This is a genomic window from Leclercia sp. GHBNCSD (genome assembly GCF_055805075.1).
In genome coordinates this window covers 4,099,671-4,112,180 of record NZ_JBQVYO010000001.1, presented here as the reverse complement: position 1 = coordinate 4,112,180, position 12,510 = coordinate 4,099,671, and the positions used below count along the sequence as shown (strand labels likewise).

Below are 12,510 nucleotides of genomic sequence, written 5' to 3'. Positions count from 1 at the left end.
CGCCGGGCAATATACGTACTAAGGGGTCAATCTATGCAACAACAGTGGTCTGCCGTAGATAATTACATGATTTCCGAGCTTATTCCTCAGGATGAGGTGCTGCAAAAGGTCCTTGATAATAACCAGCGCGCCGGGTTACCAGCCCACGACGTCGCCGCCAATCAGGGGCAGTTACTGGCGCTGTTTGTGCGCATGACCCAGGCGAGGCGCATTCTGGAGATTGGCACCCTCGGGGCTTACAGCAGTATCTGGATGGCGCGCGCCCTGCCCGCGGATGGCAAGCTGATCACGCTGGAGGCCGACCCGGTTCACGCTCAGGTCGCCCGGCAGAACATTCATCTGGCGGGACTGGAGCAGCGTATTGAGCTGATCGAAGGTCCGGCCCTGCTCTCCCTTGAGCGCTTCGATGCGATCCCGCCTTTTGATCTGATCTTTATCGATGCCGATAAACCGAATAACCCGGGCTATCTGGAGTGGGCGCTGCACTACTCCCGGCCGGGGACGGTGATCATCGGCGATAACGTGGTGCGGGATGGAGAAGTGGTTAACGGCCAGAGCGACGACGCCCGGGTACACGGGGTGCGGCGGTTTATTGAGATGATCGGCGATAATCCGCGCCTGACCGCCACCGCGTTACAGACGGTGGGTGTGAAAGGATGGGATGGGTTTACGCTGGCGATGGTGAACGGTTAAAGAAATGCCCGGTGGCGCTACGCCTACCGGGCCTACAACAACTTCATGGCAGGATTGTAGGCCGGGCAAGCGCATGCGCCGCCCGGCGATGTTAAGCCGAGATCTGCTCCATCGCCTGCAAAATCCGCTTATCGGAGATGGGGTATGGCGTCCCCAGCTGCTGGGCAAAGAAGCTGACGCGCAGCTCTTCAATCATCCAGCGGATCTCCTGTACATCTTCGTCATCGCGGCGGGCCGGTGGCAGCTTGTTCAGCCACTGCTGCCAGCGCTGCTGCACCGCTTCCACCTTCAACATCTGCGCCCGGTCGCGGTGCGGATCGATCGCCATCTTCTCCAGACGTTTTTCAATCGCCTGCAAATAGCGCAGCGTATCGCCTAAACGCTTGTACCCGTTGCCGGTCACAAACCCGCGATAGACCAGCCCCGCCATCTGGGCCTTCACGTCCGACAGCCCCAGCGCCATGGTCATATCTACCCGCCCTTTCAGGCGCTTGTTGATATTGAACACCGCGGTCAGGATCTGCTCGACCTGCTTCGCAATGTTGACCACCGTCTCGTTGAGCTCAGCGCGCACTTTTTCGTGCAGTTGCGCAAACCCCTCTTCGGTCCAGACCGGGCCGCCAGCAGCGTTGATCAGCTGATCCACGCCGCAGGAGATGCAGTCGTCGATCAGATCCAGCACCTTGCCGTACGGGTTAAAGTAGAGCCCCAGCTTGGCCTTGTTCGGTAGCTTCTCGTGCAGATATTTGATCGGCGACGGGATGTTCAACAGCAACAGACGGCGCAGCCCGCGCCACATCGCCTGCTGCTGCTCCTGCGGATTATCGAACAGCTTGATCGCCACGCTCTCGCGCTCGTCCACCAGCGCGGGCCAGGCTTTCACCTTGTAGTTGCCGCGCTTCTGCTCGTAGCTTTCCGGCAGCTGACCAAAGCTCCAGATATGCAGCCCGCTCTGTTCGATACCGTCGTCGGCCACGGCAGAGAGGGTCTCCTGGACCTTGCCTTTTAAGGCCTCTTTCAGTTCGGTCAGGGAGCGACCTTCCTGCAGCTTTCTGTTTTTATCATCCACTACCCGGAAGCTAATTTTCAGGTGATCGGGCACCTGATCCCAGTGCCACTCTTCCCGGTCGATGGTGACGCCCGTCATGCGACGCAGCTCGCGCTCTAGCGAATCCAGCAGCGGCAGCTCCAGCGGCGTGGCGCGGCCTAAAAACGCCTCGGCGTAGTTCGGCGCAGGCACAAAGTTGCGGCGCACCGGTTTTGGCAGCGATTTAATCAGGGCGATAACCAGCTCGCGGCGCAGGCCGGGGATCTGCCACTCAAACCCGCTCTCCTCCACCTGGTTGAGCAGCGGCAGCGGGATATGCACGGTCACGCCGTCGGCATCGGTGCCCGGTTCAAACTGGTAGCTCAGACGCAGCTTGAGGTTGCCCTGGTGCCAGAAGTTCGGGTAGTCGAGCTTGCTGACCTGCTCCGCCCCCTCTTTGATCAACATGCTCTTTTCAAAGTTGAGCAGGTCCGGGGTCTCGCGGCTGACTTTTTTCCACCAGCTGTCAAAGTGGCGGGAAGAAATCACGTCGTGGCTGATGCGCTGGTCGTAAAACTCAAACAGCGTCTCGTCATCCACCAGGATGTCGCGGCGACGGGTTTTGTGCTCCAGCTCTTCCACTTCGCTGCGCAGCTTGAGATTTTCCCGGAAGAAGGCGTGGCGCGTCTGCCAGTCCCCCTCCACCAGCGCGTGGCGGATAAACAGTTCGCGGCTGAGCGCCGGGTCGATCTGGCTGTAGTTGACCTTACGCGCCGCCACCACCGGCAGACCGTAGACGGTGACCTTCTCGGTGGCCATTACCGCCCCCTGCGCCCGCTCCCAGTGCGGCTCACTGTATGAGCGCTTCAGCAGATGCTGCGCCACCGGTTCGACCCACTCCGGATCGATGCGTGCGGCAATGCGGCCCCACAGACGGCTGGTCTCCACCAGCTCGGCCACCATCGTCCACTTCGGCGGCTTTTTGAACAGGCCGGAGCCGGGGAAGATGGCGAAGCGGGCGTTACGCGCCCCGGTAAATTCCTGCTTATCGGCATCTTTCATGCCGATATGCGACAGCAGACCGGTCAGCAGCGCGATATGAATTTCGCGGTACTCCGCCGGCTCGCTGTTGACCGGAATGCCCAGCTCTTTCACCACCTGGCGCAGCTGGGTGTAGATATCCTGCCACTCGCGCACCCGCAGGTAGTTAAGGAAATCGACCCGGCACTGGCGGCGGAACTGGTTTGAGGAAAGCGCTTTCTGCTGCTCGCCGATGTAGTTCCACAGGTTCACAAAGGCAAGGAAGTCGGACTCTTTATCGTGGAAACGGCGGTGCTTCTCGTCGGAGGCCTGCTGTTTGTCCATCGGGCGCTCGCGCGGATCCTGGATGGAGAGCGCCGAGGTGATGATCATCGCCTCGCGCACGCAGCCATGTTTTTGCGCCTCCAGCACCATCCGCGCCAGGCGCGGGTCAACCGGCAGCTGGCTAAGCTGGCGGCCCATGGGGGTCAGCTTGTAGACAGTGGCCTGCTCGTCGGTGGTGATCGCCCCCAGCTCCTCCAGCAGGCGCACGCCGTCCTGGATGTTGCGCTTGTCCGGCGCTTCCACAAACGGGAAGGCGGCGATATCGCCCAGCCCGAGGGCAGTCATCTGCAGAATAACCGACGCCAGGTTGGTACGCAGAATTTCCGGGTCGGTAAACTCCGGGCGTGACAGGAAATCGTCTTCCGAATAGAGACGGATACAGATCCCTTCCGATACACGTCCGCAGCGGCCCTTACGCTGGTTGGCGGAGGCCTGAGACACCGGCTCGATCGGCAGTCGCTGCACCTTGGTGCGGTAGCTGTAGCGGCTGATACGCGCCGTGCCGGGGTCGATCACATATTTAATGCCCGGCACGGTAAGGGACGTTTCCGCCACGTTGGTCGCCAGCACGATCCGGCGGCCGCTGTGGGCCTGGAAGACCCGATTCTGCTCGCTGTTGGAGAGACGTGCATACAGCGGCAGGATCTCGGTATGGCGCAGGTCGCGTTTGCTCAGCGCGTCGGCGGTGTCGCGGATTTCGCGCTCGCCGCTCATAAAGATCAGGATATCGCCCGGGCTTTCATTTCCCAGCTCATCCACCGCATCGAAAATGGCCTGGAGCTGATCGCGCTCGGTGTCGTCGGCGTCTTCCACCATCGGACGATAGCGGACCTCAACCGGATAGGTGCGCCCCGAGACTTCGATAATCGGCGCATTGTTGAAATGACGCGAAAAACGTTCCGGGTCGATGGTGGCCGAGGTGATGATCACTTTCAGATCCGGGCGACGCGGCAGCAGCTCCCGCAGGTAGCCCAGCAGGAAGTCGATGTTCAGGCTGCGCTCGTGCGCTTCATCGATGATGATGGTGTCATACTGCATCAGCAGCCGGTCCTGCTGGATCTCCGCCAGCAGAATGCCGTCGGTCATCAGCTTGACCATGGTGTTGTCGCTGACGTGATCGCTGAAGCGCACCTTATAGCCGATGCAGCCGCCCGGCTCGGTTTGCAGCTCTTCGGCAATACGGTTCGCCACCGTTCGCGCCGCCAGACGACGCGGCTGGGTGTGGCCGATCAGGCCCTTGATCCCGCGCCCCAGCTCCATACAAATTTTTGGCAGCTGGGTGGTTTTGCCGGAGCCGGTCTCCCCCGCCACAATCACCACCTGGTGATCGCGCACGGCTTCGAGGATCGCCTGTTTTTTCTGGCTGACGGGCAGGTTTTCCGGATAGGTAATGGCCGGGCGCACGGCTTCGCGCAGCACAACCTTACCCGCCGCCTGTTCAATCTCTTTCGCCATCTCCTGGAAAATGGCCTGTTGTGCATCAGGATTTTTAACCTTCTTTACCCCATGCAGGCGGCGGGCAAAGCGCTGTTTGTCACGCAACATCAGCGGATCCAACTGTTGCATAAGCATCGGGAAGGTTAATTTCTGTTGTTCTGTCATAGCGTTAACGGGCAGTGCACTGCCGGATAAAATCTCTTTGTAATGATTGCTATAGAGTACCACATCGCGGGTTTTTGCGCCTTATTCAAAAAATTCGAACATAGACTTCGATATATTGCGCTATCCCTGCGACAGGATTGTGAATAGAGTGTCAGCAAGCAACGGGGCAACCCCCTCATCAAATACAACAAAGGAATCACCCATGAGCAAAGTATTAGTTCTTAAATCCAGTATTCTGGCAGGGTACTCTCAGTCTGGTCAGCTGTCTGATTATTTCGTTGAACAGTGGCGTGAACAGCACAGCGGTGACGAAATCACCGTCCGCGATCTGGCCGCTCAGCCTGTTCCGGTACTGGATGGTGAGCTGGTGGGTGCCCTGCGTCCGAGCGATGCGCCACTGACGCCACGTCAGCAGGAAGCGCTGGCGCTCTCCGATGAGCTGATTGCCGAGCTGAAAGCCCACGACGTGATCGTGATTAACGCGCCGATGTATAACTTCAACATCCCGACCCAGCTGAAGAACTACTTCGACCTGGTAGCGCGTGCGGGCGTCACCTTCCGCTACACCGAGAAAGGACCAGAAGGTCTGGTTACCGGTAAACGTGCGATTGTGCTTTCAAGCCGTGGCGGTATTCACAAAGATACCCCAACTGACCTGGTAGCGCCGTATCTGACCCTGTTCCTGGGCTTCATCGGCATCACCGACGTGAACTTCGTCTTTGCTGAAGGTATCGCTTACGGTCCGGAAGTGGCGGCCAAAGCGCAGAACGACGCGAAAGCGGCTATCGACAGCCTGGTCGCGGCGTAAGATCCAACGCTGAAATCTCGCCGGGGAGTGGTGCATGCATCACTCCCCGGCGCTTTTATGTCTCCTGCAAACGAGCCAGCATCCGTGCCCGGCTGAGATAAATAATCGCGCACAGCAGCAGGCTGAGCAAGGCCGTGCAGATAAAGACCCCCGCCCCGGTCATGGCGAGCATCACCCCGCCGATTAACGGCCCGACCGCAACCCCCAGCGTCGATAACGTTGAGGCCCCCAGATAGGCACCCCGGTGCTCCGCCGGCGCGAGCTGATCGAGCAAAATATTCAGGTTTGGCATCAGAATCGCCTCCCCCATACTGAAGACGGCGGTAAAGGTCAGCCAGATCCACACCTCCGTTGAACGGGTGGCAAAAAAGCAGAGCTGCGATAAGGCGAAAATGGCACCGCCCAGAAGTATCCGTTTCGGCAGGTTAATCTGCGCCATAAACCGCACAATCAAGCTCTGAAACACCAGCACGGTGCAGGCATTGGTGACCAGGATCAGGGTGATGAGCTTCACCGCCCCGTTGCCATCCAGTAACATCAGATACTGCGGCAGGACGGCTTCATAATGGATAAAAACGATACTGCACAAGATGCTACACAGCAGCGCCGCAACATAAATTCGGTCTTTGGCGATAATCCCCATCATCTGATGCAGCCTGATGGCCGGCGCGCTGCCGGACTGCGGCTCGCCCACCAGTTTCCCTGCCGGGATAAACAGCAGTACATAGACGAAAAATGGCAGATAGGTTAAGCCCGTGATCAGGAATGTCCCCTTCTGGGATGTCAGGCCAAAGACCAGACCCACCAGCGGGCCAAACACCGCCGCGACGTTGATCAGGTAGTAGCGCATTTGCAGGGCCAGCGCTCGGCGACGGCGATCGCCCAGCAGATCGCTCATCAGCGCGCGCACCGGGGGATCGACCCAGGCAAAACAGACCCCGATGATCATCAGGCCGGTGATAAACAGCCCCATCCCGCTCGCCTGCGCCAGCGTGATATAGCCCACGGCGGAGAACCCGCACCCCAACAGAAGGATCACCCGCCGCCCCATGCGGTCCGAAATCTGCCCGCCGTACATGCCGAGCACCACCGAGATCAGGGCGCTGCTGGTCATCGCCACGCCAATGGCGATGGGAGACATATGGTAATTCTGGGTCATGATGACGGCGATAAAGGGCCATGCCATAAAATAGCTAAACCGTATAACGAAGGTAAAAAAGAGCAGCGCGTGTACGGTTGCAGGAAATGTTTTTAGCGTCTGAAAAAGCCCCGGTGCCGCGCAGATTTCAGCGGCGGGTTTGGTTGTCATAGGTTGTCCTGTTGGTTATTTTTAATTGTTCTGTTGGCCACGAAATATAGCTGGCTAACTAGTAATAAATTCAATTACCCGCAGGCGCAATAAAAAATTTAACAAAAATTTAATAGGTTTTTTGATCTTGAAATTGTGAATTTTTCTTTTGCAGGATTTTTTCAGTGGTGCTTGACTCGCGTTCAGCGTGAAGTATTATCTCTCATTAGAGAATTTTGTCTCACATACGGGAAGCCAGTATGAACAATCAGGACTACAGGGAAAAGCTGGCGGCACGTCTGGCCGCGCTACGCCTACAGCATAACCGTTCGCTGGAGGACCTCTCTGCGGCGTCGGGGATAAGCAGAGCCTCACTGTCACGCATTGAACGGGGTGAAGTCAGCCCCACCGCGGAAGTGCTCAACCAGCTCTGTAGCGTATACGGTATGACCATGTCCCGGCTGATCAGCGAGGTTGAGCAGGTCGCCGATAACCTGTTCCGGGCCGGGGAGCAGAGCCTGTGGCATGATGAGCTCAGCGGGTTTGAGCGACGCCTGTTAATACCGCCGTCTAACGCCTTCCGCTGCGAAATGATTGACGGGAAATTACGTCCGGGTGCTTATATTGAATATCTTCAGCCGCCGGTTCAGGGGCTGGAGCAATATATCTGGTTACATGCAGGGGAGTTGATTATTACCATGAATGCGGAAACATGGCATCTGAAAAAAGGTGACAGTTTACGTTTTCATTTATCGGGAACCTCATCATTCAGGGCACATGAAACTCTCGGCGCCCACTATATTCTGGTGGTATGTAAATCATGATTGAATATAAACGTCTTACTGCTGACGAGGCACGTCAACGCTTCTCAGAATTAGGTGATGTTTTGCAGGCGTGCGTAAAAGATGGCGCGAGTGTCGGTTTTATCGATCCCACCGACCGTCCTGCCATCGATCGTTTCTGGCAGGAAAACATAGATAGCCTTGCGCGCCGCGATTGCGATCTTTTCATCGCCCTGGATAACGGCACGGCAGCCGGTACCGTCATGGTTAACTATTGCGCCACGCCTAATGGCCGCCACCGGGCAGAAATTACCAAGCTGCTGGTTCACCCTCAAGCACGTCGCCAGGGAATTGCAAGCGCGCTGATGATGCAGGCAGAACAGTTGGCCTGGGAAAAGGGACTCGTTTTGCTGGTGCTGGATACACGCAGTGGTGACGTGGCCAGCGACCTCTACCGCTCGCTTGGCTGGCAGACCGCGGGGTCGATTCCGTTTTATGCGCAGTCGGTTGAAAACACCCTGGATTCGACCACATACATGTACAAAGTTAACGAAAACGCCAAAGCCGCTATCGCCAGCCCGGCGATCGCGTAAGTTTGCCCCTCTCACCGCCCGGTGGGAGGTTTTGCTTTTCAGCCCTCACCACCCTTTTTCCAGCACCGCAATATTCTTTCCGTCCCGGCGTTCGAGGTCAAAACTGTCTACCGACAGCAGGATCAGTCTGAGCCCCCGGCCACTTTCTGCGAGCAGCGTGTCGTCATCAAACGCCTCATCACGCGCCGCAGCCAGGCGTTCAGCGGGAAAAGGCGTCCCTGCATCGGTAAAGCGCAGGGTCACGCCAGCGTCGGCGGCGATAAACGTCACGTTAAAAAGCTGGCGTTGATCTTCGTGCAGCGCATAGCGGATGATATTGGTCGCCGTCTCGCAGGCGGCGAGATCCAGCGCAAAGCGCCAGGTTTCGTCCACGGGCAGCGAGGCCATCTGCTGCGCCAGCCACTCCGCCAGCGGCGAGAGCGAGCTTAACGCGGCCGGAAGCGCAATCTCGTGAGCCACGGCCATATTATTGATTCAGCTGCGCCAGCGCTGCGGCGCGGTCCGGGCAGATGCGGAAAATGCGATCCATCCGGGTCAGGCTAAACATGTTGCGGATGCCGGGGTTCAGCGCGCAGAGCACCATATCGCCTTTACCGTTCATCATTTTCAGCAGGGAAACCAGGGTTCCCAGACCGCTACTGTCGATAAAATCGATTTTGCTGAAGTCGACGATCAGGGCTTTGCGATCTTCACCGATCTCGCGGGTAATCGCCTCCTTAAACGCCCCCGCCACCGAGGCATCCAGCCGACGCACCGCCGGGGTCATAATGTTCACATCGGGCTGCCGCTCTGTATCAATATTCATTGCTCTTCTCCTTTACGCTCAATCACTAAGAGTGAAACATCATCGGCCATCGTTGGCTGCTCCTGGTTTTCCCCGCTGCGCCAGTGAATAAGGTGCCGGGCAAACTGCGCCAGGAGATCGTTCAGTCCGAGGGCGGCCCCGTGCCGCAGCGCCTCCTGCAGCCGCTGCGGGCCAAACTGTTCCCCGGCGAGGTTTTCACATTCGGTAATGCCGTCGCTGAACAGGCAGAGCCGCTCGCCAGCCGCCAGCGTGAAGTCGACATCCGTCCAGCTGAGATCCGGCATCAGTCCCACCGGTGCTCCGCCGCTGCCAACGGCTCTGACCTCACCGTCCGGGCTGACGATAAAGGGGGTCGGGTGACCGGCCTGGCACAGTTTCCCCTCGCCGGTGTCAAGATCGATGACGCCGTAAATCATGGTGAAATAGCTGACTATCTCTACCTCATCGCTGCAAAAACGGCCGTTGAGGATGCGCACCACCTCGGCGGGGGACGCCACCTCGTCGTCGGCAGTAAAGAGAAAGCGCTCTACCGCCCTGCCGTGCAAAAACTGGCGGGCCACCGCAAGGGACATCATTGCCGCCCCCACGCCGTGGCCGGAGACGTCCACGCAGTAAAAGCCCAGATGGTTATCCAGCGGGAAGACGTTAAAGATATCCCCGGAAACCCAGGCCGAGGGCAGAAAGAGCCAGTCGGAAAAGTAGTCCCGGTAGCGCTGCTGGTGCGCGGGCAGCACCGACTGCTGGATACGCGCCGCCACCTCGAGATCTTGTTCAATCTGGCGTAGGGCCTCACTAAGGCGGGCGTTGCGGGCGGCGAGGGTCGCCTCCAGGGAGAGAATACGCGCCCCCGCATGCAGCCGCGCCCGCAGTTCGCTCTGCTCGACGGGCTTGCTGAGAAAGTCATCCGCGCCGGCGTCAAAACCCAGCGTCAGATCGTCTGGATTTTCACGGGCGGTAAGCAGAATGACATAGATATAGTGACCAATCTGGCGGCTGCGGATCTCCCGGCACAGCGTCAGGCCGTCCATCTCCGGCATTTCCCAGTCGCTGATGACCAGGCTGACCGGCTGGCTTTCGAGGATCTGCAGCGCGGCGAGGCCGTTTTCCGCCTCGCTGACCTTATAGCCCCACTGCGCCAGCATCCCGCTCAACAGCCGCCGATAGAGCCGTGAATCTTCCACAATCAGTACATGCTGCGTCACTCTCTCGCCCCCTAAAGCGGTAAGAACCAGATAAGGCTAACCGTTCCTTCACGAAACTTTCCGTTGCCGCTCTGGTGGCCGGGATAACGGGTGCCGGAATAGTTGGCATACTGAACGGAGAATGAGCCTGGCGTATAGCCCGCATAGCCGAAGCTGTAGCTGTAATCGCCGTTCCAGGGCTGCTGCTGGCTGCTGTCCGGGAACCAGAACGCCGTGGCGCGCACAAAGAAATGTTGTTTGAAGGTGTAACCGCATCCGCCCAGCATCACGTTTTTGTTTTTGCGGATATCGTTGCTCTCCAGATCGTAGTAGCGCGGCACCCAGCTGTAGCCCACCTGGCAGATAATGGCGTCTCCTTTGTTGATCAACAGCGTATTCTCCACCGGTTTCGGCAGCGAGAATTTGTAGGCCAGGGTTACCGCCCCCTGCTCGAAGTAAGTGTGACGACCGCTGCCCGAGGTCCAGAAGCGGTTATCCCCGTAGTTGCTGTACACCAGGCTAAGGGTATTCGCGTGCCAGTCGTCGTAGCCAAAGCTGTAGCGGAAGTCAGCGGTGTAGCGGCTGGTGTCGGTGACCGGTAGACGCGACGTGACGTTGGCAAACCAGTAGCTGTAGGGGGAATATTGCAGGCTCAGGTTCAGCGTCTGGTTATATTTTCGCTTCTGCTCCGCGCTGTCTGAGCTGTTGAGGATAGTCATCCACTGCTCTTTCAGGCCCGAGCTAAAGCTCAGCGCGCCGGAAAAAACATCCTCATTGCCAGAGAAAAGCCGCCCCCAGCGGCTGGTAAATACCCCCGCCTGCACCGGCTCGCCGTTGTTGTCGCGCAGTGTCCCGGCATCCTCCTTCGGCGCCGCCTCTGCGCCGGTGGCAATGCACAAGAGTGCGCAGGCCAGCAAATATCTCTCCCGCATCTCCCCTTCCTTAGTTAGGTATCCAGCGTGCGGCGACGTTATATTTCGCCAGTAGCCACAGCACACCAAGCGCCGCTGCATGTACAACGGTGTTCACTATCCACTCCTGACGCCACAGATCGAAGGTCACAAACTGGCTTACCGCGAGCACGACGTAGACGTGCAAAATAAAGGTATAAAGCGAGCGCTGGCCGAGCGGGATAAGAAACCAGCCCGCCAGCCGGTAAAGAGGTTGCCAGCACCAGGTCAGGAGGAGATAGACCGTCACCATCAGGCAGATATCGTTCAGCACCCTCACCGGGCCCAGACCGTTTTTTGCCGCCCAGGTATGGTAAAAAGCGTTAAAGTCCGCCGCGGGGAGGGTATGCATCAGGAGCGCGGGCGGCATAAAGGGGTTGGTATGATTCTGGGCGACAAAGCCGAGGACCAGCGCAACCACCACCAGCGCCGCGACCACCACTTTGCCGGCGGGGGTGCGAGCGAAAGAGAGCAACTCCTCTTTATACCAGCCGCAACTCATCCCCAGCACAAAAATAAACTGCCACGCCAGCAGCGGAAAGGCGAACTCAAACTGCGACGGGGTTATCCGTACCGGCCATCGCTGCCAGCAGCAGTAAACCAGCAGCGAAAGGCCCAGTAGCCAGTACACCTTATCCCTTTGCAACATACCTAAAAACAGGGGGCTTAACAGCAGGAGAAAGATATAGAGCCCTAAAATTTGCGTCTGGTGAGGGCCAATTTGCAGATAGAGAACAATGTTAAACCAGGTCTCTTTTATCTGCGGCGTCACCGGATAAAGGGACCAGGTGGTGCCCGAAAAACGGTCGGTAAAATGGGTCACTTCAAAAACGTTTATAAAAGGCAAATACCCCAGCAACAGAAAAGATAAAATGATAATAATATTTACCCGATATATTTTCCACGCTCTGAGGTAAAGCCCCCAGGAAATAGTGAGCAAGACAGCTTTTTGTAATCTGGCACGATTTAACATCCCCAGCATAAATCCGGAAAGAATGACAAATCCTTCCGCACCGGTCGTCAGACCAAAACGCTCCCAGGTAAATATATTAAATATCGACATCACTTCTGTATGCGCCACCACCATCATTACCAGCGCAATTCCGCGCATAAAATCAATACGCAGATCGCGATTCCCGGCAAGAGAATAACGCCATGTTCTTGATTTTATGTTTTCTTCTTGCGGTATTGCAGGCGCAATCTGGCTCATAGGGAGTCCTGTTAATGATCCTGAAAAAGCATCGTGCTAATAATTTAGATAGCGTAAATGCCTTCATCTGGCAATTATTGCGGTACACAGGGTAAAACCTTATTAATAATTAACTTTTATTTAAGCGCCCCTAAACTGTTGCAATTTAACCTGCTGGAATATTTTTATCCGCGTTCTACACTTACCTTAAATTATGTTTTTGTGAG

The 12,510-nt window shown here is 57.3% G+C and carries 11 protein-coding genes; 4 read left to right on the top strand and 7 right to left on the bottom strand.

All coding sequences use genetic code 11. The features are described 5' to 3' along the window. The first annotated feature begins 33 nt into the window (after positions 1-33). The gene (locus tag ACT3IC_RS19625; RefSeq protein ID WP_103179782.1) at positions 34-693 is read left to right on the top strand and encodes an O-methyltransferase; all 660 of its coding nucleotides are present in this window, start codon (positions 34-36) and stop codon (positions 691-693) included. 91 nt (positions 694-784) lie between these two features. On the opposite strand, the gene hrpA is transcribed toward ACT3IC_RS19625, so the two are convergent. Further along, positions 785-4,687, bottom strand: coding sequence for an ATP-dependent RNA helicase HrpA (gene hrpA, locus ACT3IC_RS19620; protein WP_473478731.1), 3,903 nt, complete (start codon positions 4,685-4,687; stop codon positions 785-787). 202 nt (positions 4,688-4,889) lie between these two features. Here hrpA and azoR point away from each other — a divergent pair, with 202 nt between their 5' ends. Continuing rightward, on the top strand, positions 4,890-5,495 hold the full coding sequence (gene azoR / locus ACT3IC_RS19615) for an FMN-dependent NADH-azoreductase (RefSeq protein WP_103179784.1): 606 nt from the start codon (positions 4,890-4,892) through the stop codon (positions 5,493-5,495). A 55-nt stretch (positions 5,496-5,550) separates the two neighbouring features. Here azoR and ACT3IC_RS19610 read toward each other — a convergent pair whose 3' ends face one another. Next, positions 5,551-6,804, bottom strand: coding sequence for an MFS transporter (locus ACT3IC_RS19610; RefSeq protein ID WP_220436213.1), 1,254 nt, complete (start codon positions 6,802-6,804; stop codon positions 5,551-5,553). 239 nt (positions 6,805-7,043) lie between these two features. On the opposite strand from ACT3IC_RS19610, the gene ACT3IC_RS19605 reads away from it, so the two are divergent. Both ACT3IC_RS19605 and ACT3IC_RS19600 read left to right on the top strand, forming a co-directional pair. Beyond that, positions 7,044-7,607 (top strand): helix-turn-helix domain-containing protein, encoded by a 564-nt coding sequence (locus tag ACT3IC_RS19605; protein ID WP_103179786.1) that lies wholly within the window; start codon positions 7,044-7,046, stop codon positions 7,605-7,607. Continuing rightward, positions 7,604-8,158, top strand: a complete 555-nt coding sequence (locus ACT3IC_RS19600; protein ID WP_420193832.1) for a GNAT family N-acetyltransferase — start codon at positions 7,604-7,606, stop codon at positions 8,156-8,158. Before ACT3IC_RS19605 ends, ACT3IC_RS19600 begins: the two co-directional genes overlap by 4 nt. Before the next feature lie 45 nt (positions 8,159-8,203). Here ACT3IC_RS19600 and ACT3IC_RS19595 read toward each other — a convergent pair whose 3' ends face one another. The 5 genes from ACT3IC_RS19595 to opgC all read right to left on the bottom strand — a co-directional run bounded on the left by ACT3IC_RS19595 (position 8,204) and on the right by opgC (position 12,304). Further along, positions 8,204-8,623: an ATP-binding protein gene (locus ACT3IC_RS19595; protein WP_103179788.1), complete on the bottom strand. Its 420-nt coding sequence runs from the start codon at positions 8,621-8,623 to the stop codon at positions 8,204-8,206. 1 nt (position 8,624) lies between these two features. Further along, on the bottom strand, positions 8,625-8,963 hold the full coding sequence (locus ACT3IC_RS19590) for an STAS domain-containing protein (protein WP_103179789.1): 339 nt from the start codon (positions 8,961-8,963) through the stop codon (positions 8,625-8,627). Then, entirely contained in the window at positions 8,960-10,105 is a 1,146-nt protein-coding gene (locus ACT3IC_RS19585; protein WP_409454952.1) for a PP2C family protein-serine/threonine phosphatase, read from the bottom strand. Before ACT3IC_RS19585 ends, ACT3IC_RS19590 begins: the two co-directional genes overlap by 4 nt. A 71-nt stretch (positions 10,106-10,176) precedes the next feature. Continuing rightward, positions 10,177-11,076, bottom strand: a complete 900-nt coding sequence (locus ACT3IC_RS19580) for a hypothetical protein (RefSeq protein ID WP_473478725.1) — start codon at positions 11,074-11,076, stop codon at positions 10,177-10,179. A gap of 10 nt (positions 11,077-11,086) precedes the next feature. Next, entirely contained in the window at positions 11,087-12,304 is a 1,218-nt protein-coding gene (opgC, locus tag ACT3IC_RS19575) for an OpgC domain-containing protein (RefSeq protein ID WP_159339393.1), read from the bottom strand. Positions 12,305-12,510 lie beyond the last annotated feature (206 nt).

What these genes read in the sequence shown, in the direction of transcription:
- ACT3IC_RS19625 (WP_103179782.1), top strand. Translation starts at nt 34, where the DNA reads ATGCAACAACAGTGGTCTGCCGTAGATAATTACATGATTTCCGAGCTT.
- hrpA (WP_473478731.1), bottom strand. Translation starts at nt 4,687, where the DNA reads ATGACAGAACAACAGAAATTAACCTTCCCGATGCTTATGCAACAGTTG.
- azoR (WP_103179784.1), top strand. Translation starts at nt 4,890, where the DNA reads ATGAGCAAAGTATTAGTTCTTAAATCCAGTATTCTGGCAGGGTACTCT.
- ACT3IC_RS19610 (WP_220436213.1), bottom strand. Translation starts at nt 6,804, where the DNA reads ATGACAACCAAACCCGCCGCTGAAATCTGCGCGGCACCGGGGCTTTTT.
- ACT3IC_RS19605 (WP_103179786.1), top strand. Translation starts at nt 7,044, where the DNA reads ATGAACAATCAGGACTACAGGGAAAAGCTGGCGGCACGTCTGGCCGCG.
- ACT3IC_RS19600 (WP_420193832.1), top strand. Translation starts at nt 7,604, where the DNA reads ATGATTGAATATAAACGTCTTACTGCTGACGAGGCACGTCAACGCTTC.
- ACT3IC_RS19595 (WP_103179788.1), bottom strand. Translation starts at nt 8,623, where the DNA reads ATGGCCGTGGCTCACGAGATTGCGCTTCCGGCCGCGTTAAGCTCGCTC.
- ACT3IC_RS19590 (WP_103179789.1), bottom strand. Translation starts at nt 8,963, where the DNA reads ATGAATATTGATACAGAGCGGCAGCCCGATGTGAACATTATGACCCCG.
- ACT3IC_RS19585 (WP_409454952.1), bottom strand. Translation starts at nt 10,105, where the DNA reads ATGCTGGCGCAGTGGGGCTATAAGGTCAGCGAGGCGGAAAACGGCCTC.
- ACT3IC_RS19580 (WP_473478725.1), bottom strand. Translation starts at nt 11,076, where the DNA reads ATGCGGGAGAGATATTTGCTGGCCTGCGCACTCTTGTGCATTGCCACC.
- opgC (WP_159339393.1), bottom strand. Translation starts at nt 12,304, where the DNA reads ATGAGCCAGATTGCGCCTGCAATACCGCAAGAAGAAAACATAAAATCA.